General features: G+C 41.8%; 18 protein-coding genes. 11 read left to right on the forward strand and 7 right to left on the reverse strand.

Annotated elements, in window-relative coordinates; all coding sequences use genetic code 11:
• The first annotated feature begins 115 nt into the window (after positions 1–115).
• The 8 genes from PQO03_RS14245 (at position 116) to PQO03_RS14280 (ending at position 7,672) form a co-directional block, all read left to right on the forward strand.
• Positions 116–865 carry an SDR family NAD(P)-dependent oxidoreductase gene (locus PQO03_RS14245; RefSeq protein ID WP_274153858.1) on the forward strand — a complete coding sequence of 250 codons (750 nt, stop codon included), beginning with the start codon at positions 116–118 and terminating at the stop codon, positions 863–865.
• On the forward strand, positions 862–2,103 hold the full coding sequence (locus PQO03_RS14250; protein WP_274153859.1) for an NAD(P)/FAD-dependent oxidoreductase: 1,242 nt from the start codon (positions 862–864) through the stop codon (positions 2,101–2,103). Before PQO03_RS14245 ends, PQO03_RS14250 begins: the two co-directional genes overlap by 4 nt.
• Positions 2,100–2,849 (forward strand): DUF1365 domain-containing protein, encoded by a 750-nt coding sequence (locus tag PQO03_RS14255; protein WP_274153860.1) that lies wholly within the window; start codon positions 2,100–2,102, stop codon positions 2,847–2,849. The genes PQO03_RS14250 and PQO03_RS14255 overlap by 4 nt, the downstream gene beginning before the upstream one ends.
• Positions 2,846–4,096, forward strand: a complete 1,251-nt coding sequence (locus PQO03_RS14260) for an SAM-dependent methyltransferase (RefSeq protein WP_274153861.1) — start codon at positions 2,846–2,848, stop codon at positions 4,094–4,096. Before PQO03_RS14255 ends, PQO03_RS14260 begins: the two co-directional genes overlap by 4 nt.
• 8 nt (positions 4,097–4,104) lie before the next feature.
• Positions 4,105–4,617 carry a DUF2878 domain-containing protein gene (locus tag PQO03_RS14265; RefSeq protein WP_274153862.1) on the forward strand — a complete coding sequence of 171 codons (513 nt, stop codon included), beginning with the start codon at positions 4,105–4,107 and terminating at the stop codon, positions 4,615–4,617.
• Positions 4,604–5,437 (forward strand): MerR family transcriptional regulator, encoded by an 834-nt coding sequence (locus tag PQO03_RS14270; protein WP_274153863.1) that lies wholly within the window; start codon positions 4,604–4,606, stop codon positions 5,435–5,437. The genes PQO03_RS14265 and PQO03_RS14270 overlap by 14 nt, the downstream gene beginning before the upstream one ends.
• A 65-nt stretch (positions 5,438–5,502) precedes the next feature.
• A complete protein-coding gene (locus PQO03_RS14275; RefSeq protein ID WP_274153864.1) occupies positions 5,503–6,447 on the forward strand; it encodes a YbgA family protein in 945 nt (314 codons plus the stop codon).
• Between the two features lie 235 nt (positions 6,448–6,682).
• Positions 6,683–7,672: a LacI family DNA-binding transcriptional regulator gene (locus PQO03_RS14280; RefSeq protein WP_274153865.1), complete on the forward strand. Its 990-nt coding sequence runs from the start codon at positions 6,683–6,685 to the stop codon at positions 7,670–7,672.
• A gap of 89 nt (positions 7,673–7,761) precedes the next feature.
• On the opposite strand, the gene PQO03_RS14285 is transcribed toward PQO03_RS14280, so the two are convergent.
• Positions 7,762–9,501 (reverse strand): hypothetical protein, encoded by a 1,740-nt coding sequence (locus tag PQO03_RS14285; protein ID WP_274153866.1) that lies wholly within the window; start codon positions 9,499–9,501, stop codon positions 7,762–7,764.
• A gap of 147 nt (positions 9,502–9,648) precedes the next feature.
• Positions 9,649–10,581, reverse strand: a complete 933-nt coding sequence (locus PQO03_RS14290; protein ID WP_274153867.1) for a DUF1861 family protein — start codon at positions 10,579–10,581, stop codon at positions 9,649–9,651.
• A 289-nt stretch (positions 10,582–10,870) separates the two neighbouring features.
• Between PQO03_RS14290 and PQO03_RS22015 the strand changes: the two genes are divergently transcribed.
• The 3 genes from PQO03_RS22015 (at position 10,871) to PQO03_RS14305 (ending at position 15,662) form a co-directional block, all read left to right on the forward strand.
• Positions 10,871–11,209, forward strand: a complete 339-nt coding sequence (locus PQO03_RS22015; protein ID WP_337993454.1) for a type II secretion system protein — start codon at positions 10,871–10,873, stop codon at positions 11,207–11,209.
• Positions 11,210–11,221: 12 nt separating this feature from the next.
• Complete coding sequence (locus PQO03_RS14300) at positions 11,222–11,509, forward strand: hypothetical protein (protein WP_274153868.1); 288 nt, start codon at positions 11,222–11,224, stop codon at positions 11,507–11,509.
• Positions 11,510–11,792: 283 nt separating this feature from the next.
• Positions 11,793–15,662, forward strand: coding sequence for a DUF7133 domain-containing protein (locus PQO03_RS14305; RefSeq protein WP_274153869.1), 3,870 nt, complete (start codon positions 11,793–11,795; stop codon positions 15,660–15,662).
• A gap of 405 nt (positions 15,663–16,067) precedes the next feature.
• Here the strand turns inward: PQO03_RS14305 and PQO03_RS14310 are convergent, their stop codons facing one another.
• The 5 genes from PQO03_RS14310 to PQO03_RS14330 all read right to left on the reverse strand — a co-directional run bounded on the left by PQO03_RS14310 (position 16,068) and on the right by PQO03_RS14330 (position 24,761).
• Positions 16,068–17,552: a sulfatase family protein gene (locus PQO03_RS14310; RefSeq protein WP_274153870.1), complete on the reverse strand. Its 1,485-nt coding sequence runs from the start codon at positions 17,550–17,552 to the stop codon at positions 16,068–16,070.
• A 143-nt stretch (positions 17,553–17,695) separates the two neighbouring features.
• Positions 17,696–19,240, reverse strand: coding sequence for a sulfatase family protein (locus tag PQO03_RS14315; protein ID WP_274153871.1), 1,545 nt, complete (start codon positions 19,238–19,240; stop codon positions 17,696–17,698).
• 559 nt (positions 19,241–19,799) lie between these two features.
• A complete protein-coding gene (locus PQO03_RS14320; RefSeq protein ID WP_274153872.1) occupies positions 19,800–21,266 on the reverse strand; it encodes a glycoside hydrolase family protein in 1,467 nt (488 codons plus the stop codon).
• Between the two features lie 401 nt (positions 21,267–21,667).
• Complete coding sequence (locus tag PQO03_RS14325) at positions 21,668–23,191, reverse strand: arylsulfatase (RefSeq protein WP_274153873.1); 1,524 nt, start codon at positions 23,189–23,191, stop codon at positions 21,668–21,670.
• A gap of 103 nt (positions 23,192–23,294) precedes the next feature.
• Positions 23,295–24,761, reverse strand: a complete 1,467-nt coding sequence (locus PQO03_RS14330) for a sulfatase (RefSeq protein WP_274153874.1) — start codon at positions 24,759–24,761, stop codon at positions 23,295–23,297.
• Positions 24,762–25,091: the final 330 nt, after the last annotated feature.

Raw genomic sequence — 25,091 nt, forward strand, 5'->3', positions numbered from 1 at the left:
TCATTCAATACTTTAATATAGTGCCATAAAGGGAAAAAGTGAACGTTTTGAACGTTTTTGTTTTGTATTTTTTTCAAACGGCGGTTACAGTAAGGCAAATAACAGGAAAGAAATCATGAGTACATCAATCAAAAGTCGAGTCGTATGGCTCTGTGGGGCCAGCACCGGAATAGGTCGTGCTCTAGCGAATGAATTGCTCTCGACTGAAGTGAATTTGATAGTTAGCTCTCGTGAAATCAATCGTTTAAATGAATTTATGGGCAAGGCCTACTTTTTAAAATGTGATGTTAATAATCAAGATGATTGGCGAAGAAGTGCCCAAGAAGTCGAGAAGCTTTTCGGCAGGGTAGATACCTTTATATATAATGCGGGTGACTGTGAGTATATTGACGTTCGTGATCTTAAATATGATGCTTTTGAAAGAGTGATGAAAGTTAATTTCCTTGGGATGCTAAGAGGCTTGGAGTATGTATTACCTATGATGCGAAAGGGTAATCATCCACACATTGTAGGTGTGAGTAGCTCGGTAGATTACTTCCCTTTACCCACTGCAGAAGCTTATGGTGCGAGTAAAGCCGCTCTCAATTACATGTTGGAGAGTCTTCGCGTAGATCTAGCACCTGAAGGAATTGATGTAAGCATTGTTAAGCCAGGATTTGTGAAAACACCCTTAACAGATAAGAACGATTTTCCGATGCCCTTTATTATAAGTGCGGAGGAGGCAGGAAAGAGAATTCACAAGGGAATACAAAAACGTTCACATGTGATCGATTTCCCGAGACGTTTTACGTGGATGATACGTTTGATGGGGCTAATGCCGAGTTCAATACGGTTTATATTGAGTAGGAGATTTAGTAGAAGATGAAAAAAGTTGCCATTATTGGAACGGGTATCTCGGGACTGAGTGCGGCCTACAAGTTGAAAGATGATTACGATGTTCATCTCTTTGAAGCGGGAAATTATATTGGTGGCCATACCAATACTCTTGAGGTAAAAGAAAATAACAAAACTTTAAATATTGATACTGGTTTCATTGTTTTTAACGATTGGACTTATCCCAATTTCATTAAATTGATGGATGAATTAGGCGTTGAATCACAAGTGAGTGACATGAGTTTTTCGGTTAAATGCGAGGAATCGGGCTTAGAGTATAATGGCACATCACTGAATACTTTATTTGCTCAGCGTCGCAATATGCTCAAGCCAAGTTTTTGGAAAATGATTAAGGATATATTGAATTTTAATAAAGCGGCTTTGCTTTGGTTAGAACAGGCAGATGTAAATGATGCTACCACCTTAGGTCAGTATATAGAGCCTTATGGTGATTTGTTTAGAGATAAATATATCTTACCTATGACGGCCGCGATTTGGTCAGCAGGACGAGAAAGTTCTTTAAATTTCCCCTTGCGTTTTTATCTGAATTTCTTTAAGAATCACGGTTTCTTGAGTGTGGATGAGCGCCCTGTTTGGAGGGTTATAAAAAATGGATCAAAAGCTTACATACCTAAAATAATAGCTGGTTTTGAAGATAAAATATATTTGGAATGTCCCGTAATATCTGTAAAAAGACTTAAGGGAGGCGTGAGCTTATCGACCAAACGTGGTGAAGAGTTCTTTGATGGAGTTATTTTTAGCTGCCACAGTGATCAAGCTCTAAAGATTTTAGGAGATGCAACGCAAGAAGAGCAAGATATTCTGGGAGCAATCCCGTACCAAGCGAATGAAGCCATTTTACATACAGATCAAAGCGTTCTCCCTAAGCGTCCTTTAGCATGGGCAGCGTGGAATTATCATCTCACGGGGCAGGTGTCAGATTTGGCTTCTTTAACTTATAATATGAACATCCTTCAAAGTTTAGATTGTGAAAAAAGCTATAATGTGAGCCTAAATTATGATAAGATTGATAAGAGCAAAATTATTCGTAAGATTTCGTATTCTCATCCCGTCTTCACCTTAGAGGGAGTGAAAGCGCAAAAGCGTCATAGTGAAATAAGCGGAGTGAATAATACCTTCTTTGCAGGAGCTTATTGGTCTTACGGTTTTCATGAAGATGGAGCGATGTCTGGACTCAAAGCTGCGGAACAGTTGCGAGGCATATTATGAATGCGGCAATCTTTCATGGGAAAGTGAGACATCGACGTTTATTGCCGAAGTCGCATGAATTTGTCTATTCATTATTTCTTACTTGGCTTCCCGAAAAAGACCTCAACAAAAAATTTGATTTTTTAGGTTTATTTTCAAGTTCAAAATTCCCCGCCTTGATTAAATATAAGCGTGAGAATTATCTGAGTCCTCACGACATCAGTTTATCAGAAGCCTGTGCGCTTCGCATCAAAAATGATCTGGGTTTCGATTATGAAGGAGAGGTCTGCCTGCTCACTAACTTACAGTATTTTGGTTTCTGTTTTAATCCCGTGAGTTTTTATTATTGCTACGATTTAGATAATCAATTGGTAGCAGTTGTAGCTGATATTAATAATACGCCTTGGGATCAAAGACATAGTTATTGTATTGATATGCGAAAGAAGCATCAAGTCGTTAAAAATTTTGATAAAGAGTTTCATATATCGCCATTTATGCCCATGGATATTCGCTATCGCTGGATCTTTAAGAATCCCGATAAAAACTTATTGATTTATATGCAGAACTATCGCCAAGATAATTTGATGTTTGATGTCTGTCTCAAGCTTAAAAAACAAAAATTTAGTTTATCCAAATTATGTCAATTTGCAGTCTTATATCCACTTATTCCCATGAAAATCATGATGGGGATTTACTGGCACGCGCTACGTCTTTACTTAAAGAAAATACCTTTTTATAGTCATCCAAAAACAGGAGAAAACTCATGAGTGGAATCAAACTAGAAACCGAGAAGTTTGCCTTAGGGAAATCAATTTCACTTCCCAATAGCTTAGCCCGTAAATTCTTTTTTAAATTTGCGGAGAAATTACGCTTTGGCGAATTACATATTATTGAAGATGGTGAGCGTCATATTTTTGGAGAAAAAACGGATCTATGTGCAGAGATAAAAATACATAGTAAAGATGTCTACGCTGATTTGATTCTCGGAGGGAGTTTAGCTGCTGGAGAATCCTATATGAAAGGTGATTGGGATAGCGATGATTTAAGTCAGTTTATCAGTCTTTTTGCTCGTAATATGGAGCTAGTTAATAGTATGGATGGTGGGCTCGCTAAGATTGCTAGCCCGATTCTTAGAGGGGCACATTGGTTAAACCGCAATACTCGTAGTGGATCGAAAAAAAATATCGAAGCACATTACGATTTAGGGAATGATTTTTTCAAGACTTTTCTCGATGAAACGATGATGTATAGCGCCGCAATTTTCCCCAATGAGCAAGCGACCTTACATGAAGGGCAGCTCAATAAATTGAAAACAATTTGTGAGCGACTTGAACTGAGTGCGGACGATCATTTACTCGAAATCGGAACGGGTTGGGGAGCTTTGGCCATCTACGCAGCAGAGAACTATGCTTGTCAGGTCACCACCACAACTCTTTCTAAAGAACAATTTAGCTTAGCAACTGAACGTATTAAGCAAAAAAATCTACAGGATAAAATTACCGTTGTCCTCAAAGATTACCGTGATTTAGAAGGGACTTACGATAAGTTGGTTTCTGTAGAAATGGTGGAGGCTGTGGGCCATGAATATCTCCCGGATTATTTTAGATCATGTAGCCATTTATTAAAACCCAATGGTCTCTTTCTGATGCAGGTCATCACTATTCCAGATCAACGTTATGAAAGAGCTCGTAAAGATATTGATTTTATAAAACGTTACATTTTTCCAGGTTCGTGTATTCCTTCCGTTGAACGCATTATGTCCTGTGTTAGTAAAGAAACAGATATGCGTTTATTAGATCATCGTGATTATACTAAGGATTACTCAAAAACCTTGAAAATGTGGCATCAGAATTTACTCCATCAGCAGCAGCGTGTTATTGATCTCACGAGTCAAGAATTCCTCCGCATGTGGCGTTTTTACTTCTCGTATTGTGAGGGTGGTTTTCAAGAGTTTGCGATTGGTTCCGCACAGATGGTTTTTGCTAAACCCCATAATAGAACACAGTTAAAATAGAGTCCTGTATGCCGTCTAAATCCCATAAGATATTTAACGCCTTGCTCTATCAAGTGGGATGGTTTGCCTGTATGATAATTGCCAATCCGATATACGGTGCAATTGCTATGCTTGTGATGATAGCTCTACATCTATCTTTTGTAAAAGAGCGTGTGAAGGAATTTGTTTTTATTATTGTTGCAGCAAGCATGGGCTACGGGCTTGATATAGCTTTGTCGAAAATGGCTTATCTCGATCTTACAATAAAAACCAGTGGAACTTATTATTTACTTATATTATGGATATTATTCTCTACGACTTTGCGTTCATCCATGAGTGTGGTTTTAACAAAGAGGAAATGGGCTGTTTTACTTGGCTTAAGTGCTCCATGGGCTTATTGGGTTGGACAAAATTTAGGAAGAGTTCATTATACCGAACCCTTTATTTTATCAATGTCGCTTCATGCTTTATTATGGGCACTATTGATGTGTTTTTTATACTACTTTAACGACAAATTGTTTGGACATCATGAAAAGCTTTAGCCCCAGAGAAATAGCCACGGCCTTAGACGTGAGTCAAGCCAGCATCAAGCGCTGGGTTGACAAGGGCTTAATTGAGGCTGAAAAAACCGCTGGCGGTCATCGCCGCATTACCTTGCAGGCTCTAAAAAGCTATCTTGATGCAAATAATAAGACTTTGGCTAATCCGGATATTTTGGATTTGCCTCATAGTAGCGGACGCGCCAAAACAAAACTCAAAGATAGCCAAGCAACTTTTAGTGATGATTTACGTCAATGCAATGATTCCCGTGTTCGTGCTTTGATTTACGATTTGTTTCTCAGTGGTACATCTTGTAGTCAGCTTTTTGATGAGCTGGTTAAACCTGCAATAAAGTCAATTAAATTGAGTTTTGCGAGTGGTGAGATTGATGATTTTCAAGAACAGCGCAGCTTACAGATTTGTCAGCGTTTACTCTTTGGTTTTGAACAATACTTTAAGGCGCCAAATCAAGATGCTCCCCATGCCTTATTAGGGACTTTAAGTAGTGATAAAAATACACTAGAAATCCAAATGTTGGAAGTTTGTTTACGGGAAAAAGGCATGCGTACAGAATTTTTGGGTAGTGAATTAAACCCATTATCATATCAGCGCGCTTTAAAAATACTCAAACCTCAAGTCTTAGCCTTGGGTTTTTCAGTCTTGTCTGAGCAGTCTTTAGCAGAACTGCATGTTTTAGAGGAGTTTTGTTACGAAAATCAAATTTTATTTTTCTTAATTACGGATTTACCTGTTAATGTAGAAGAAGAATTTGAGACCATTATTCCCGTCCCCAATTTTGCTGCAATAGATTCATTTTTATAATTTAGTATTTGATACAGTGCGTTAAGATCAAACTTTGATTTTGTGTACTAATAAAGGAGTAGGAAATGAGTAAAATTAAGATAGGTTTATCTGCGTGTTTAGCGGGTGAAAACGTGCGTTACAATGGGCAGAATTCTTTAAATAAACTAATTACACAAGACTTGGAAGAGTATTTCGAGTATGTAAAAGTTTGTCCTGAAGTAGCTATTGGAATGGGGACACCGCGAGAGACTATTCGAGTAGTACGAGATGGTGAATTACAGTTACGTGCTTCGCGAAGCAATACTGATTACTCGAAAGACATGCGCGATTTTGCGAAGGCAGATATGAAGCGTGTGGCCGATGCCGATCTCTGTGGTTTTATTTTCAAAAAAGGTTCGCCGAGTTGCGGAGTCTTTCGTGTCAAAATTTATAATACGGATGGGATGCCTCAGGTCGAAAAAACGTCAGGTTTTTATGCGGCTCAAGTGATGGAGAGTTTCCCATGGCTGCCAGTTGAAGAAGAAGGGCGACTCAATGATCCCCCCTTATTCGAGAACTTTATTCAAAAAACATTTGCCTTGGGTCACTGGAAAGAGATGCTTAAAGAAGGCTTAAGTCATAAAGGCCTACTCGATTTTCATCAATATCATAAGTATTGGATTATGGCTCATAATCAAGCGGGGCTTAAGCGCTTGGGCAAAATGTTGGCGAATCGCGGTGAGCGTAGTGTCGAAGAATTAGCGAGTGAGTATCTTAAGGAGTACAGCGAAATAGTTCATCGCCCACCGACCTCACTCAAACATTCTAATGTACTGTATCATCTCCTGGGATATTTTAAGCAGGATATAGATTCCTTCGACAAGGGAGAAATGGTAAAACTTATCGAGCAGTACCGTGAAAATCATATTCCACTCGTAGTACCAATTACACGTTTGGCATATTTTGCGAAAAAATATAAGCAGGAGTATTTACTCAATCAGAGTTACTTACGTCACCCCGAAAATTTGGGTGTTCTTAATCGTTTATAATCGTCACTCAGTTCATTAAAGCCGAAGCAAGGGGCTTCTCGTAAGCTTATCTGAAGGAAGCCTCATGCTTAATAATGCCTTGAATTACGTTTCCTTAATTTAAATGAACATTGTATAGGTTTATATTTTCGTAAGTAATGGAATTTCTTACGTATTAGAGGCTAGGCTTATTCTAATATTAGAATCATAAGCTATTATATACGATATATATAATTATTTGAATGAGGAAGTGTTTATGTCTGTAACAGTAAAAGACATCGCAGATCGTGCCAATGTATCAACGGCAACAGTATCGCGTGCTCTAAATCCTGAACAAACGGGAATAAAGCCGGAAGTGCGCAATGAGATTGTCGCACTTGCGGAGCGTATGGGTTATAAAAAGAAAGGGCGAAAAGCTAGTAAGACTGATAGTGGCTATGTAGGAATTATTTATAAGCGTGAACCGACAAGTTTTGTCAATGGCGGTGTACTTGGCGATCGTCTTTATCAGGCCATTGAAGTGGCTCTGTATAATCAGGGCAAACAAGCTTTGATGCACAATATTGCTCTTGATGATGCCGCACCTGATTTTTTAAAGGATGGCTTGGTTTCCGGGGTACTTTTGGTAGAGTTAGATATTGATAATGATCATAAATTACTGAAAGAGTTAAAGCAATTAAAAATTCCTGCGGTAGCCGTGAATCACCCTGGCTATCTCGATAAATTTGATGTTGTCAGTGTAAATTACGTACAATGCTTTCAATTATTGACCAAGCGTTTACTCGCTAAGGGTTGTCAAAAAATTGCCTTTGCCTCGAATGATTTTGGTCATTATGTGACGCGCAACAGTTTTCTGGGTTACGGTTTAGCCATGTATGAAGTGGGTAAGACACCTCAAGAAACATTTTGGTTAAAAGAAAAGGATTCCCTTGATGTGGGCCGTCAGATCGCGCGCGATATTGTTGCCGATGGTTCGATTGATGGCGTCGTATGTATGTCTAATCAGATCGCAGGAAATTTGATTAATGAACTCAATAACTTAGGAAAAAGAGTGCCTCAAGATATTAGGGTTTGTGGATTTGATCCTCAATCAATTGATGATACTGAGGTAACTTCGGGAGTTTACGATTTACCTGAGATGACCACCCGTGCAGTGGAATTGCTTGCTTACCGCTCGCATCAAACTAAGATTCAGCCAGTGAAAGTGACGACTTATTGCCGCATCCAAGAAGGTAGAAGTGATTAATTTCGCCACTTATTTTTACTGATTAAAGTCCTATAGGCAAAATCCCCCAGAGAGATTCTCTGGGGGATTTTGTGCTTATTGACTAATGTTTAGCGGTAGTCTACGATGACATCATTGATAAGAGTTTTGTGTCCGTCGCGGGTGAGTTTTCCACCTGCAGGGGCCAAGATGATGACGATGGAAGAATTGGCAGGGAGTTCGAGTTCTGTTTTACCAGAGACATGGCGTGCCAAAAACTCATTGCTGCGCGTTTCGTAAATATCGAAATCCCCTTGTGGAAGATCAAGGATCACTTTTTTACGGCTCTCGTAGGGATTGAAATAGAGATAGGTGGGATAGGCTTTGTTCGCAAAGACATCAGTCGCGAGGCAATCGAGTTGGAGGATGTATTTTTGATTTGTTTTTTTAATGATTGCGCCATAAATGCCGACATAAGATGAGCCATAGAGGCCATGATCAGTGGCGTAGCCCCAGTTGTGATTGACGGCGTCGCCACTCGCAAAAAGTTGCTCGTCCTTATCCCAGAGTTGGCGTAGACCTTCGTAGGCGACGGCATTATTTTTATCTTCTTTCCATTGAGGTGATGATTGACGTTCAGGAGGATGAAATCCTCCGTAAAAGAGGCGTGAGGCGTTGGCGGCATTGAGCATCCATTTGCCAATACTATCCGCGTAACGATCATCGTAACGCAACATTGAAACAAAGGGCCAGGCCATGGCAAAAGTATTCATGGCAAAAGCATAGCCTCCCTCGCGACTGCGCCATGGGAGGCGGTTAAGAGAACCAACGAGGCCATGACAATCGTGTTCGAGCCAGCGTTTGTGGACGACACCCATGTCGGCACGAACTTGACTTGAATGTTCAAAAGACCAATTAATGAATTTGCTGGCGTCGTAATGGGTTCCCTGTTCGGCATTCATGCGTACGGCTGTGTAAGCGCCAAAAGGCAGTTGGATCTCGTAGTAAGGATTTTCCTTAAGGAGTTTATCATCGAGATCCTGCAGGCACCATTGGGCGGCCTGGAGATATTTCGGATCATCGAATTTTAAGTAAGCACTGTACATCAGCCAAGCAATACCTGCAGAGCTGTCGGGTTCGCGCCAGGTATCGTTGTATTTAGGCTGCTTAGTGTCAAAATCGAAGTAAGTGAAGTTGAAGCCAGTAGGGTTTTCACTGCCACCCATGATATAGGCGGCTTCATACCATTTATCTGCAGTGATGCGCATGATATTATCCATCTCACCAGTACCAGGGTAGCGATCGCTGAGTGAATAGAAAAGGATATGAGGAAAAACTGTGTACCAAAAGGAATCGTAGTCAGTATCCATCATGTTGAGAACTAGGTTTCGGCCATTGCCTTTATTAAAGTACTGCTGACACATGCTGGCCCAATTGTATTTGCCTGAGGATTTGTCTATTCCTGCAAAAGAGGCACTCAAAACACTGCCGATGACCGCGATAGCTTCGAATGAATGCTTGTGCTTCTCAATGGGGCCCACATAAGAAGTGAAGCCAAAAACTTGCTCTTTGTCATTGGGGTTGAGTTCCGCAGCTAATACTTTCATGAGCGGAAGGTGTTCGCCTTTGGTATTTAAATCATAGAGAAAAGCATCAAAATCTTTTGTCACTTTTTGCCAATCACGCATGTGGTAGGGCTCGGGAAAGTTCGGCATGCGCTTGATGAGAGGTAGGTGAACTTGCGGTGTTATTTCACTTGACGTGGATTCGTTCTTAGATGCTTGACAGGCGGCAAGTAAAAAACTGAGGCCTAAGGAGAATAAGCCTTTTTTGAGACCTTGTTTAAGTCGTATGGAGTGAGTTAGGTTCATGAAAAATCCTTTGGGGGCTGGGGATGATCGTAGGCTTACTTGCGTGAACTTGATCAACTCACTAAATCTACTATTTAGTCAGCTGATAAGCAAAGTCGCTGTAGCTAAGACTTGCTAAATCTTAGTTTTTAAAAAAGCTATTTAGTTTTATTCCCACTCAGTGAAGGGGTCAGCAATCTCTAACCAGTGAGCTTCGGCGTCACCAGCACCAACATAAAGTCTAGCTTTGCCATTGCTTAACCTTTGCAGACCTCCGGAGAAAATTACATCCTCTAAATCAGGACGTTTAGCTTCCCCAGGTGAAAATAAATTGCGTGAGGCAATAATTTTCATTGCGGATTTGACTTGAGTTCGAGGATTATAAGAAAATGCTACTGAGGCATAGTGTCTTACAGTGTCATTTTGAGAAAATTTAGCAATGTGTCCTAGTATTCCTAAAGTGCCATTGGATAAAAGGTGAATTTCATTAGCTCCCCCCCATTCATCATCATGAAATTGATCAAAAATGGGAGCGTCATTGACGATATCAATACTTAAATCCTTAAGTGAATCAACTTCCGTGTAACCAATTTTACCACGTCCGCCTTTGTCTCCTTGAGGACGGGTGAAAACACCAATCCTGTGGTCAGTCAATTCGACCAAGCGTAAATCTTTCATGTGTTCAGGACCTTGGAAGAATTTTTCAAGGCTATAAATATCTTTGCCTTTCATGAAAATAGTACGCCAAGAGAGTTTATTGGCAGTGCCACAAGGGGCTGGGAAAATTTCAACTCCACCAATAAGCAGTTCATTATTGATTTTGCTAAAGAAGGGATCTTGTAGAGAGAAAGTGGGAGCGGCTTCTATGGGGAGCCATTGATCATGGCTTTCTTCGAAGAAAAAGACTTCAGAGTGTTCGCTATCGCGACTTTCTACACGGCCAGCAATGATGGTTTTTCCCGCGGACTCAAAAGGGGCGGTGATGTTGTAGACATCTTTTTGGCCGACTCCCGAAAAAGTGATTTTCTTCGTGGCGAAAGATTTTTGCGAAAGGGTCATCTCGAAGTCTTTAAGTGCATCTGCGTACTGAGTTTTGCTCATAATTCATCCAGTTATTGTATTTGAAGATTAACTACTATTAGGGTGTAAAGTGGTTAATTCAAACTTATTACGTAATAAAATATAATATTTCGTATATAATACATCGTGTCTATTTAAGTATAAACGATTATATTTATATAGGTAGGCGTCGAATTATTTCTTCGAGGATCATGTCTGTATAACTCTCTACTTTTACGTCATTATATAAAATTTTACGTAAATCTATTAACATATTGTCGTGATTAATATAGAGCGCGTACATAACTTAAAACTGGGGTACGCTGTTATTATGAAACAAAAATTCACGTTGATCGAACTTCTCGTGGTGATTGCCATTATCGGGATATTAGCCAGTTTGCTCTTGCCTTCTTTGGCAAAATCGAGAAAAAAAGCTAGAACAGCTGTCTGTCTTAATACACTAAAACAGATTTCTACAGCCCTTTATATCTACGATGAAGACTACAGTTTTTCCACAAGTAGAACATCTGCGAATACAGGAATAACTGATAGCTTAAATCTAAGTCCTGAAATGTGGGAATGTCCGGAGGATCAAGGGACTTGGGACAATAGTGGTCAAGCTAATCTCGCTGGTACGACCTTTGAGCGGATAGGGACGAGTTACCATTAGAATGAATTTGCAGTGGCAGGTAAATTAGACTCTTTAAATGATGTCATTGAGCCCAGTAAGTTGTTTTTACTCGGTAGTCGGGCGGTTATGGGCGCATGGGGTGCTAATGATATTCAGACATTTATGTGGCATGACGAAAAAGCCATGAAATGGCCGATTCTCTATGCTGATGGTCATGTGACATTTCGCAGCTATCTAAAGATCTTTACTGTTGAACCGATGACACAAAATACATATCGTTACGGTCATAATCAATACACTGGAGAAGAGCCTTTTTACATAAAACAGTTGGGGATGTAAGCTTTATTTATCATGCCAAATTTTATGATAGTGCTGAGGGTGAGCCCTGTTACTGTAATAACAAAAAAATTAATGAGACTTAGCTTTGTCGCGATGCCTTGTGTAAGCTCTTGGTGCGCGATGATTGCGCTAGCAAAGATAAGAATAAAATGATTATTATTAGGAAGCTTGTTTAGAAAGTTCCGGGCATTGCAAATCAATAGATAAAGTAAGAAAATTCCTGCTGTGGACAATGATAAACCAAAGCAGCTACAATTTTAGATTGATATAAAAAGGAAAACAGATGTATAAAAAATTAAGCACCTTTCTTGCCTTAGCGGCAATCACTTTTGTAAACGAGGCAAATGCGGCCAAAGTTTCAGCTGCGGAAGAGTTGGCAAATATCAAAGAAGCGATGCCCGGCGCAGTTAATGTAAAGAAGAAATACAAAGTCTTATGCTTTTCAAAGCCCTACGGTTTTCCGCATTCGTCGATCCACACAGCGAAGAAAATGATTCAGGTTATGGGAGATAAAACGGGAATGTTCACGGTTGATTTTAGTGATGATGCTAAAGACCTTTCCGCTGCGAACCTCGCAAAATACGATGCGCTCTATCTTAATAATACGACCAAGATGGAGAAGGGGATTAAGGACCCTCTTAAACGTAAAGAACTAATCGATTTCGTAAAAAATGGCGGAGGCCTTTTTGCGGTGCACGCAGCAACCGATGGAGGTTGGCCCGAGTACGTAGAAATGACTGGTGGCGATTTCGATGGACACCCTTGGGGGCACGAAGGAACTTACTGCCTTTGTAATGAAGATCCGACACATCCGATTGTGGCCAATATTTTTGATGGTGAGCAAAGTTTTAATATCAATGATGAGCTTTATCAGTATAAAAATTTTGACCGTGAAAACAATCGTGTCCTTGTCTCGATTGATATGTCCAAATTCCAAAATCATCGAGGAGGGATGAAAAGAGAGGATAATGATTACGCCATGGTTTGGATAAAAGAGTTTGGTAAGGGTCGTGTATTTGTTTCTAGCCCTGGCCATAATCACCATATTTATTGGAATAAAGATATGCTCAAGATGTGGGTAGAGGGCATGCGTTTTGTCCTTGGTGAGCTCGAGGTCAATACTGCTTCCAAATCTAAGCCAGCTTATGCATTGCCCTCTAAGAGTGGTAAACAAGATCCACTCGTGAAGCAACGCAGTGAAAAAGAAAGTATGAAAGAGTTCGAAGTTCAGGGTGATTACAGTCTCGAACTGGTTGCAGGCGATGATATGCTCTACGAACCCACCCTTTGTGTTTGGGATGGCAATGGTCGCATGTACGTAGCACAATTCGAAACTTATATGCAGGATGTAGATGGCACGGGTAAATACGATGAAGTCAGTCGCGTCTTGCGTCTAGAAGATACCAATGATGATGGTGTCATGGATAAGCGTACGGTGTTTGCAGATAAATTAAATTTACCCCGTTTAGTTTTACCCCTCAAGGATTCAGTACTTATTGGGGAGACCAATACTAATGATATTTATGAATACTTTGATACCGATAATGACGGTGTCTCCGACAAGAAAAAAATCTGGTATGAAGGCGGTAAGCGCGGGGGTAACTTGGAGCATCAACCCAGTGGTCTGCTGTGGTCAATGGATAACAATATTTACACCACTTATAATCAGCATGCCTATCGTTTTACTGATGGTACAGTCACTAAAGTTGAGACCAAAGGCAATCGTGGTCAATGGGGTTTAACCCAAGATAATTATGGTAAAGTGATATTTGCCGATGCGGGTGCAGGAGTGGGGCCAGTGCATACTCTTTTTCCTAATATCTATACTAAATGGGATCCAAAATGGGTTCGTGAAGATGGTTTCTCTACCGTCTGGGGAATTGATAAGGTCTATGATGCTCAAGGTGGAATGGGTTCCATGCGTGATAACGGGACGATTCGTCGCTTTACCGATACTTGTGGTCAGGCGGTTTTTCGCGGAGATAAACTTCCTAAAGAAATGCAGGGTGAACTCTTCTTTAGTTCGCCAGTGGGACGCCTGACGCGTCGTACGACTTTCAAAGTGGATGATAAGGGTCGTCAAGTTATGCATAACGCCTACGACGAAAAAGAATTCATAGCAAGTACCGATGCTAACTTTCGACCCGTCAATGCAGCTACAGGACCTGATGGTACACTGTACTTAGTGGATATGCACCGCGGCATTATCCAAGAAGGTGCTTGGGTTCCCAAGGGATCCTTCATCCGTAAAGCAGTGGAGTTTTATGGCTTGGATAAAAATATTGGTCACGGACGTATTTATCGTGTACGCCATAAAGATTTTCAACCCAATGATAAAAAACCACGTATGTTGGATGAAACGCCCGCAGAATTAGTTCGTCACCTTTCGCATGCCAATGGTTGGTGGCGTGATGAAGCGCAAAAATTGATTGTTTTGAGTGGTGATAAGTCAGTCGAATCAGCACTCAAGAAAGTGATTTCTTCAGGCAAATCAGACTTAGGTCGTTTACATGCTTTATGGACCTTGGAAGGACTGGGCTTAATAGATATTGATTACCTTAAAGTGATCTACAAAGATAAAAATCCCCATATGCGTGCTGCGGCAATTCGTATGACCGAGCCTTATTTTCATAAGGATATAAAAAATATTTACGTCTTGAAGAGCCTCATCAAAGATCCTGCTAAGGAAGTCGCGATTCAACTTATGCTCAGTGCATCTACTACAGTGACTAAAGAAACTCGCTCTTTAGCCAAAGCAGTGATGAACGCGAATCCCGAGAATGATTACTTAGCAGAGATAGATGCTGAGCTTAATAAAGCTTATTTTGAAGAACAGCAGCGCTTAGCGGCCCTCGCAAAACTCAATGCAGAGGAAGCTGCGCTGATGGCGGCGGGTAAACAGCATTTTGATGCACTATGTGCGACTTGTCATGGTCCTGATGGTAAAGGCATGCCTGCGGGACATGGCCTTATGGCGCCCTCTTTTGTCAATAATACTCGTGTTCTTGGTGACAAAGGAGTCGTGACGCGAATTACTCTACACGGTTTTACGGGACCGATTGAGGGAAAAACCTATGCGGGTGGAATGATGATGCCCTTGAAGACCAATGATGATAAGTACCTCGCTTCAGTGCTCACCTATATTCGCAATAGCTTTGGCAATAAAGCAGAAATGATCAGTGAGCAAGATGTAGCGCAAGTCCGCAAAGAAAGCAAGGGCGTGAAAGTACCCTTCACCGAGCAGACTTTAAAAGACTTATTACTTAATGCGGGTGGAGATATCAAACTCTGGAAATTGACTGCTAGTCATAAGCCTGAATTGCTGATAAATATGCAGGATGGCGATGAAAAAACAACTTTTGCGACTAAAGCAGCAATGAAAAAAGGAATGTGGATCGAGGCTGAATTTCCGCATCAACGCAATATTTTCAAAGTGAATTTAAAGGCTAAGGGTGGGGACTTTGCTAAATCGGTAAAAATTGAAGTTTCTAAAGATGGCAAAATCTGGAAGACGGTGATGGATCAAGTCAAAGGCAAGACTTTCACGAGCGTTAGCTTCCCCATGGTCGTAGCGAAAAAAGTACGTATCACTTGCTTAGAAGATAAAGGGGCTTGGTGGCAACTTTACGACTTAGAAATTGTGGGGCCTGGTATGGGGGATATAGATCAGTACCCCAAAAATACACGTCATTACCTACTGTTCAAAGATGCGAAAAGCGCAAAGATTGGCTGGGGAAATTTTAAGCAGGATAAAAATATCAGCATTGGCAAAGTCAAATATAAAAAAGGTATTTGGACCCATGCGCATAGCGAGATGGTTTTCGATCTTGCAGGCAAGAACTACAAGCGTTTTTACAGTAAAGTAGGACACAGCGATAGTGGCCGTGATACCTTCCTGACTTTTGAAGTCTACCTCGATGGTGAACGCGCCTTTGATAGTGGCGATATGTTTAAAGGTGAAGCTGCCAAGTTTGTGGATGTCGACTTGTCAGGAGTTAAGCAACTTAAGTTAGTTGTCACTCAAGGAAAAGATGTTAAGCCCGATGGCGATCACGCTTGCTGGGCCGATGCTCTTTTTGTGAAAGAGGCTCCAAAGAAAGCAAAAAAGGCTCAGAAGAAAGCAAAAGAAGCCAGTACAACAATTAATATTTAGGTTTCAGTTATACTCTGAAAAGAGCCATGAATAGCTTGGGTTTTTGAAGCCCTGGGTACGCCAAGCATTAGCTTGATCCTTCCTCAAAGCCCAGTCCATTTATCTAGCCTGGGTACGCCAAGCACCAGCTTGGCCCTTCCTCAAAGCCCCGTCCATTTATCTACCCTGAGTACGCCAAGTACCAGCTTGGCCCTTCCTAAAGCCCAAGTCCGTTTATCTAGCCTAGGTACGCCAAGTACTAGCTTGGCCCTTCCTCAAAGCCAAGTCCTGCAATTTTCTTTTTGATATGGCTTAATGAATCAATGTTCGTCTCTTAGTTCCTGTGGCGTAGAATTTAGAATTGAAAAAAGCGCCGTAGTCAAAGACTACGGCGCTTTATGTATAAGCTATTTAGAAAAGCTAGGCTTAACGAATGGACTCTTCGGGCAGCTCGGATTTGATGCCCATATCGAGGGGCATTTTATCTGGCTTGGCACCGGTTGCTTTAAGTGTCTTTGCTAATTCCGCCACTAGTTTTTTCTTGATTGAAGCGTATTGCGGGTCTTTGGCTAAGTTGCGGCTCTCGGCGGGGTCACGCTCCATATTATAGAGTTCTTCCATGTGACGGAGTTTGCCACCATCACCATGGGGATAAGCTACATATTTCCACTTGCCATGACGGATGCCGCGAACATTAGGGGTGTAGGGAAATTGAATTTCGTAGTTGTATTCATAGAGCCAGGTCTTGCGCCATTCAGTTTCTTTTGAATCATCTAGAAGTGGAGCCCAAGAAAGGCCTTGTGCAGAAGGCATTTTTTTGCCTAGGGTAAGTTCCATAATAGTGGGAGCGAGATCAATAGAGAGCACTTGTTCTTTGATGAGTGTGCCAGCTTTGATCTTTTTCGGGAAGCGTACAGTCAAAGGAACGCTGATACTCGCTTCGTGCATGGTGCGTTTATCAATCATGCCATGCTCACCGAGTAAAAAACCGTTGTCGGAACTATAAATGAGGATGGTGTTATCGAGCACGCCTAATTTCTCGAGGTGATCATAGACGCGACCGACGCTATCATCCACGGAATTAACTGTGGCGGTATAGCTACGAACAAATTTTTCGAAATCAACAATGGCAGAAGCTTTATCATCGGGGGAATCTTTACGGAAGCCATAGAGAGGACCATAGATACCATGCCAAGTTTGTAAACGATCAACAATCCATTTGGGTTTATCGCCTAAGTTCCAAGAACTATCCGGGTAGGGAACGGGAATATGATTGTAGATATTTTCATATTTGGGTTCAGGAATGAAAGGGCCATGAGGTGCTTTGTGACCGAGGATGAGTGCAAAAGGCTTGCTCTTGTCGACATCATCGAGAAAGTCGATGGCCATATCAGTAACCTGATGCGCGTAGTAGCCCGCCATGGTCTTTCTTTCACCATTGACGTTAAAAGTTGTGTCCCAGTACTTTCCTTGTCCCTTGTGAGTCACCCAATAATCAAAACCAGGGCGCTTGCTATCATCATTCTCACCCATGTGCCATTTACCTATGTAGCCAGTGGTATAGCCTTCGTTTTGAAGGAGTAGGGGGAAGCTTTTGAGGTCGTGGGGATAGTCGGTGAAGTTATCGTAAACTTTATGTGTATGGGTGTAAGTGCCCGAGAGGAAAGCGGCGCGACTCGGTGAACAAAGTGAGGTTGTGCAGTACATGTTTTCAAAACGAACTCCCTCGGCAGCAATTTTGTTAATGCTAGGAGTCTTGATTCCCAAGAGTGGATTTTTGTGGTAGCCAACCGCATCACCGCGTTGGTCATCAGTTAAGATGAAGACCACGTTGGGGCGTTCAGCAGCTTTCGCAATGAGGCAAGTCATCATCAGCAAAGCTGAGCCGAGAATTTTTGGAGATAAGTTCATGTATTTTCCCTAGGATAAGTAGTTATAGTTTAAAACTATAGTGTGAATTAAAGGATAGAAAGCTGAGTATCAGTAGTGTGAGTAGATAAGTCTTTTAAAATACAACTTATGCATGATTTCAGTCTTAGACTGAATGCTTTTTATTAAAGTACTGACTTATAGTTTTCTAATTCGTGATCCTCAGTCTCTTTTAATAATTGAGTCATATTCTTACGAATCTTTTCGAGTACAGGACGGTATTCTGGATTCTTCGCCAAATTATTTCTGCAGCCAGGATCTTTGACGATGTCATAGAGCTCTTCGGGAGCACGGAACTTCATGAACTTCGCACGCTTTTTGTAATCGGGATAATTTTTATCGAGTTGATTTTTTGAATGCTTATTTAAGAGGTGGCTAACAGCGCCTCCCATTTCCTTCGGTAGTTGAGCATCGCCATCTGCCCAACCATTCCAAACATAGGAAAAGCGCGTGTTATTCAAAGCTCTAGAAGGGCGATACTGCTCTGTTTTTTGATAGAGATCGGTGGAGTATTCCGGTGCCAGTTGATCTTGTGGTTTATTATTGTTCATATAATTAAAAGTACTGAAGGCAAAGTTACGATTCCACCGGGAGTTTTCAGTTTTTGCGAGTGTCGCAAAAGACTTGCCATCGACGCCTTGGATGGCATCAATTCCACAAATATCAGCTAGAGTAGGGGCGATATCCACCGCAGAGACAATAGCATTCTTTTCTCTTCTTCCAGGTTTGATTTGTGCCGGCCAACGCATGAGAAGTGGTGTGCGAGTCCCAGAAGGGTAAAGCGACCACTTACCCATTTGCCAAGGCATACCATGATCAGATAAAAAGATCACTAGGGTGTTGTCAGCCATACCGCTTTCGTCTAACTCTTTGAGGATGCCACCAATAATCTGATCCATGCGGTTGACGCCATCAAAATAAAGAGTTGCCTCTTTTTTGAAGTTAATATCATCTGGGTATGATGCGGGGAGAACAATCTCTTCTGGCTTGTATTGAGTTAAAGGGTCAGGGTAAGGCTTGCCATTATCATAAGCCTTCCAATCCGTGGTGCGCATGCCCTGATCAAACCAGCGTTTATTTTCTCCTTTACTGCGGGGCCAATAGTGATGAGGATCGTGGGTGTTGGCCGCTAGATAGAAAGGTTTATTTTCTTTTTTTGCTCGAGCCAAGAAATCCTTCACAAAAGAGGAATATTTATTGTGGTCGCGGCCAAATCCAGTTTGCTGATAGTCACAAAATTTCTCATCAAACTTACAAACCGAAGTGCCGTGTTTTCCCACTATCCCCGTCAAATAACCTGACTTATGCAGTTCTGAAGTGATGGATTTCTTGGGGAATTTTCCACCATTTTTTCTCCACCAAGTGGGAGGTTGTACTCCGTGGCCCATATAGCCGCTCGTATGTGGGTGACGTCCTGTATAAAGTGCTGTTCTTGAAGGTCCGCAAATGGGTGTAGAAATAAAGCAGTGTTCGATGATTAGACCATCTGCGGCCATTTTATCCAAGTTAGGCGTTAAACCTTCTATGGGATTACCCATACAACCTAGTGAGTCCCAGCTCAAATCGTCTGCGGTAATTAATAAAATATTGGGTCGTTGCTTTTCTTTAGCGAAACTGCTAAGAGTCAATAAACTGATGAGGCCGGCGAATAAGAGTCTTTTTAAGAGCATAAGTTTCTTCCTAGTTAGGTAATGATATTAATATTTACCCAGTTGATTACCAAGAAATTCACCTTTCTTAACAGCATGTTCAAGAATTTAGTAACTTAGACTCGGTCTAAGCCTCCCTTAAAGCCTGCAAATTCATTTGTATCGACACCGAGTCTCTGCAGGATGGTGACAAAGAGGTGGGCTAGATCCTCCTCTTCGACTCTTCCATCCGCGATCCGTAACTCGCTGTTAGGCGTTTGCTTCGCCTCGCTCCGGCGGGGAGGTGTTGCCATACGGGCGGATGAAAAAAGGTTGGATTCCTTAGTTTTTCACTGCCTCTCAAGGTGGGTACACCTTGCAGGGAAGGGGACGGAGTCCCGAGGCTGTTATAAATTAAAAAGGGATTATACCGCCTCACTCCGGGGGGCATGATGCTTCGCACACGAGGGAGCTTCGCCCCTCGAGCACCCCGCAAGGACTTGCCAGCCCTAGACCCGGCGATCGGGGCAGAGCCCCGCTTTATGGGTAATCCCCTGATTATTTATTAGAACAAAATACCAGGGGAGCTTTAGAATTTAGTTTACTTAAAGTTTAACTCGACACGATCGATGACGGGGTGGATGATTTCATTTTTGAGTTTGTTGTGAATTCCACTTGTGCGGAACTCAAATTGAAAAGACTGACTCGCCGCTAAGTCACTGCAATTTAGAGAAGCTACTTCGACGTCGACAATGCGCGCAAAGCCGGGTTTTTGGCTATAGCTTTCTTTAATTTTTTGCCAGTCAGTCCATTGATCAATTTTACCATCGCCATTGCTATCAGCTCCCGCTCTGGCTTCTACGCCATCAAGCCATGGACCTGAGCTCATGAAATCAGTTTCTTTTTGCATGACAGCGTAAAATTTTCCCTCGGCAAAGCCGACACTTGGGTCTGGATGAAAGCCGTCGCCCATTGAACCCGACCAGGTGAATTCTTTGTTCAAATCATTGCCAGTGAAGCGCCCCATGCGCATGTTCTGTGAATGATCGGCAGGATCATAATCACAGAAGATGTGGTAATCTTCACCAATTTTGATCACGCTATAGTCGCCATAAGCATTTTGTTTAGGCTCATGTATCTCATATTCTAGTATGCCGGTACCATTGACGGCTTTGGTGGCCCCGTGTTTGAAGGTTCCTTTTTTACCTGTTGGTGTCGTCCGGTGATCAATGATGTTGGGGTGTTGCCCAAAAGTAAAACCATTGATACCATCGGGGCTACTTACACGTCCGGCGAGAGGTGAATCCCAGGCGTTTTGCTGAGCATTAATGGGACTCCAATCTTCATAAATAAGGTGAAAAGTGCCATCTTCATCGCGAAAAGCGGCAATATCAGAGCCATGACTTGGGTCATCAAAGACTTTACCCATTTCTTTGCCTATTTTACCGTCCTTTAAATTCTCGTCGATAATGAGGTGTGGATCCTGGTCATTGGGCTCGTCGTAATAAATGTAAAATTTTCCATCAGCGTATTCAGCTGTCGTAACCCATTTACTTTTTGAAATGGGCCCACAATGTGTCCAACTTTTGAGATCTGTACTATGCCAAGCGTCATAGCCTCCGCTCGGTTTTTTGTCAGGGTTTTCTTTGTAATATTTATTTAAAAACTTCTTTTTCTCGGTCTTTGAGAGGCCTTTCGGGTATGTGACTTTTGGTCTAGGGGGCTGAGCTAGAATATAGTAATCCCCGGGAGCGACAGGAAGAAAGACATAGGCATTGCCTAAGCCTTTTGGGGTGATGTCATCAATTTGTTCCCAGTTATCCCATATAGGCGATTGCTTAAATTGAATCGTATCAAGTTTTTGTTTTTCGTCAAAGGTCTTAATGATACTAGAAAACTGTGCATTTTTAGCTTGTGGTTGAACTAAGCCCTGATCAATTTTGAGTTCAGTAGCCTGAGAAGTGGCGGCTTTCCATTCGTCATTACTATCGATGCGCCAGTTATTTTTAGCCGATAAGGAAGTACTTAATAATGCCGCAAGGCAAAGAGAGCTTGAAAATTTATTCATTATAGAAGCCTAAAATTGATTATCAGATAATCTAGATACGTGAGCTAAGTGTCGCTTTGGATGCCTAATGAAAAAAATCTTTTAAATAATCTCTCTAGCTAGAGAGATTATCTATGCGCCGTTCCTTCAGAACGGGTTGGGGTGTAAAATTACGATCCTATGGTTGAAAACCATAGTCTGAGTTATTCGTCGTATCTTCGGCACGATCGTAATTGTCCCTTACAAAAAAGCTACATCGTTAAATTGGGTATTATATAAAAATATTCGCTTAGTAGAATAGAAGGCAAGATGCGATCCATAGGAAGGGACTCTATTTCCTCGAGCCTCCCTGCAAGGAAATGCCTTTTCTTGCACAGGTAAACATAGGTCTTTGTCCCGCTATCGAATTAATAGTTTTAGCCTTATTTCTTTTTAGCTTTTTTCGGCTGCTTTTTCTTTTTTTGTGGCTTATTGACTGAGGCGTGTCCTTTGTTTAACTCGAGGTCACGCTTTTGCCACTCAGTCAACATGAGCTGCATTTGTTCAGGACGACTTTTGCTGAGGTCATTACTTTCAATACGGTCAGTTTCGAGGTCATAGAGTTCTTTGGCATTGACCAACTTCCACTTGCCCATGACGAAGGCGGTTTTACTATTGGAGAAATTTTGGTAGATAAACTCGTGTTCGGGACGTGCTTTTCCCTGAAAACTTGGGACTAAGCTGATGCCGCGAACTTTTGCCGCCTTATTGCCTTTGTACTCGGAGGGGTAATCTACTTTTGCTAAGTCGCGAAAAGTCGCATGGAAGTCGATGAGGTGACCGCGCTGACGATTGAAGCTTCCAGGAACAGTGATGCCCGCAGGCCAGTGGGCAATCATACTGGTGGCAATGCCGCCTTCGTGTTGATTTTGCTTATACATACGGAAGGGGGTATTGCAGGCATTGGCCCAAGAAGCAGGGTAGCAGATATACGAAGCTGGATCCCATGGCATGAGATTGTTTTCTTTAGTGGGCTTACGAGTACGATCAAAAGGGCAAGCGCCATTATCGCTGAGGAAAATAACGAGCGTGTTATCGAGGATTTTATCCGCTTTGAGTTTTTTGACTAGACGACCTACATTTTGGTCGACGATATCAATCATGGCGGCATAAGCGGCCATGCGCAAGTCCATATCATCTTTGACTTCCTGGGAGAGCTTATCCCAATCTTTGATATTGGACTCGGGCTTAGATAGCGACATATCTTGCGGAATGATCTCGAGTTCTTTCATGCGTTTAAAGCGCTTTTTACGCAGGGCTTGCCAACCATCCATGTACTTGCCACGGTATTTCATGACTTCTTCTTTGGGGGCTTGGAGTGGGTAGTGGGGTGCATTGTAGGCCATATACATAAAGAAAGGCTTTTCCTTTTTACGTTCATCTATGTACTTGATGGCGTAATCGGTGAAGGCATTGGTGCTGTAGAAGTCCTTTGGCATTTCGTATGGCGTTTCATCATCGAAGTAGGAGTAGCCACCGCCAGTGCCTTCACCATTGAAGAAGTTGGTAGCGCCTTCGTGAAAGCCGAAGTAACGCTCAAAGCCACGTTTCATGGGTTTATCAAAAATATGCCATTTACCCACCATCCAATTTTGATAACCCGCTAGGCCGAGGTTTTCGGGGATAGTTACTGTGCTGTGGTTGTCTTTGTATGTCTCGGTGTGATAGCGACCTGACATGAGACTAGTGCGAGTTGTTTCACATTTTGCATTGTTAGTGAAGTGAGTGAACTTGATGCCATCAGCAGCTAATTTATCTATATTAGGAGTATTGATTTCACTGCCAAAGCAGCCCAAGTCTGAGTAGCCCATGTCATCAACAAGGATCAGGATTATATTGGGTCTTTCATTAGCATTGATAAAGAAAGGTAGGAGAGATAAAGCGAATATTTTTAAAAATTTGTGCATGTCAGTTGCTCGTTTTGATTGTGTAATGATTCATAGACTTGATTAACAGTGGGGCTTGTGTTCTAAACACTCAAGTGAAAATTCTTAATGAAGTCGTAGTTGTTTATTTTGTTACTTTCTTGTTCTTGCCTTTTTTAGCTTTGCTGGCATTAGCTACATAGCTTTTACTATAGACTTGTACTTGCTTGCTAAGTTGAGCAATGACTTGAGTGTACTCGGGATTCGAGGCGAGATTGGTGGCTTCCTCGGGATCGATTTCATGCTTGTAAAGCTCTTTGCCATCACGGCCTTCGTTCCATTCGGTATAGCGCCATTTTTTTGTGCGAATGGAGTAGCCTTGCTTATTGGAGGAATGATGGACTTGAGTGATGGCTGGCTTATCCCATTTGGCTTCTGAGTTGTTTAATAAGGGAGATAAGCTCAAGCCTTCGAGCTCGGAAGGGATTTTGAAGCCTGTTTGATCAACAAGTGTCGGATAAATATCCAGCATTTCTACGGGGCTTTTACAAATTTGACCCTTCTTCAAGCCCGGTGAAGCAATCATCAGGGGGGCCCGTGCAGAACGTTCAAAGGCTTTGCGCTTGAACCACAAGCCTTTTTCTCCGAGGAAGTAGCCGTGGTCTGACCAAAAGACGATAATAGTTTTATCCGTTAAGTTGTTTTCTTCTAGTGAATCGAGGATGCGCCCAAGTTGCGCATCAATAAATGAGACGGTCGCGTAGTAGGCAAGCTTAGATTGCTTAGCTTCATCGCGTGTGAGTCCATTATAGTAATAGGGCCAGCGTTTTCCTGCATCGCGCTGAATTGCCATAGGAGGAACATCTTGTAGCTCCTTTTTAGCGTCATCGATCTCTTGGAGCTCTATGTCCTTGATGTCATACAGGTCAAAATATTTTTTTGGAGCGACGTAGGGGCAGTGAGGGTTAAAAAAACCTGCGGCAATAAAGAAAGGTTTGTTCTTGTTAGCTTCAATCATTTTGATGGCGCGATCAGCAACTAAGCCATCGGTGTGTTCGCTATCTTTACTTTCTGGGGCCCACCAAGCCATTGAAATACCGAGGCCACCTTTCTTGCCTGTCTTCCCTCCAGGATAACGGATGATATTCTCTTCTTGAGTTCGGTCTATACCTATAGGATTAAAGCGCTCAGTCCAGGTCTGTTCATCATCGTGACCATTAGTCCCAATATAGGTGGGGTTTCCGTAATGATAGATTTTACCTACACGACCTGAGTAATAGCCCTGTTGCTGAAAGAATTCACCCATGGTGACTAAATTTGGTTTTCTCCCACGCAATTCATCGTTGAGTGTGAAAACACCTAGGCTATTGGGGCGTAAGCCCGACATGATGCTGGCACGACTTGGGCCACAAAGAGCTTGTTGACAATAGGCGCGATCAAAAACCGTGCCCATTTTAGCGAGGCGGTCGAGGTTTGGGGTCTTTACTTGTGTATTCCCATAAGGACCTATGTCACAGTTGAGGTCATCGGCAGAGATAAAGAGAACGTTCATTTTTTCTTTGGCGAAAGAAGTACTTGCAAAGAGCAAGCATAGGCAGAGTAGGAGCTTCATAAAATTCCTTATAGATTGAGTAGTTTAGTGAACTACACCGTGGAATTAAAATAGTGTGTGATACTCAATAATTATTCTATTATATACTTAGGGCTTTAAAGATATTACGTAATATATATTCATAGTCTTTCTTTTTATGAGAGTGACCTCTTGTGTATAAGAGTTTTTTATTAAAAAATAGCTAAATAAATGATGGCTAAGCAGTAGATAATCCCTGATTAATATATCGTAATATATTATTAAATATACGTAAAATAATAAATATTTCGTAAAAAATAACAATAATGACTTGCGTATTGATTAAATAGTCCTTATAATAAGCTTATAGAG

Origin of the sequence: Lentisphaera profundi, assembly GCF_028728065.1 — a bacterium.
Classification (GTDB): Bacteria; Verrucomicrobiota; Lentisphaeria; order Lentisphaerales; family Lentisphaeraceae; genus Lentisphaera; species Lentisphaera profundi.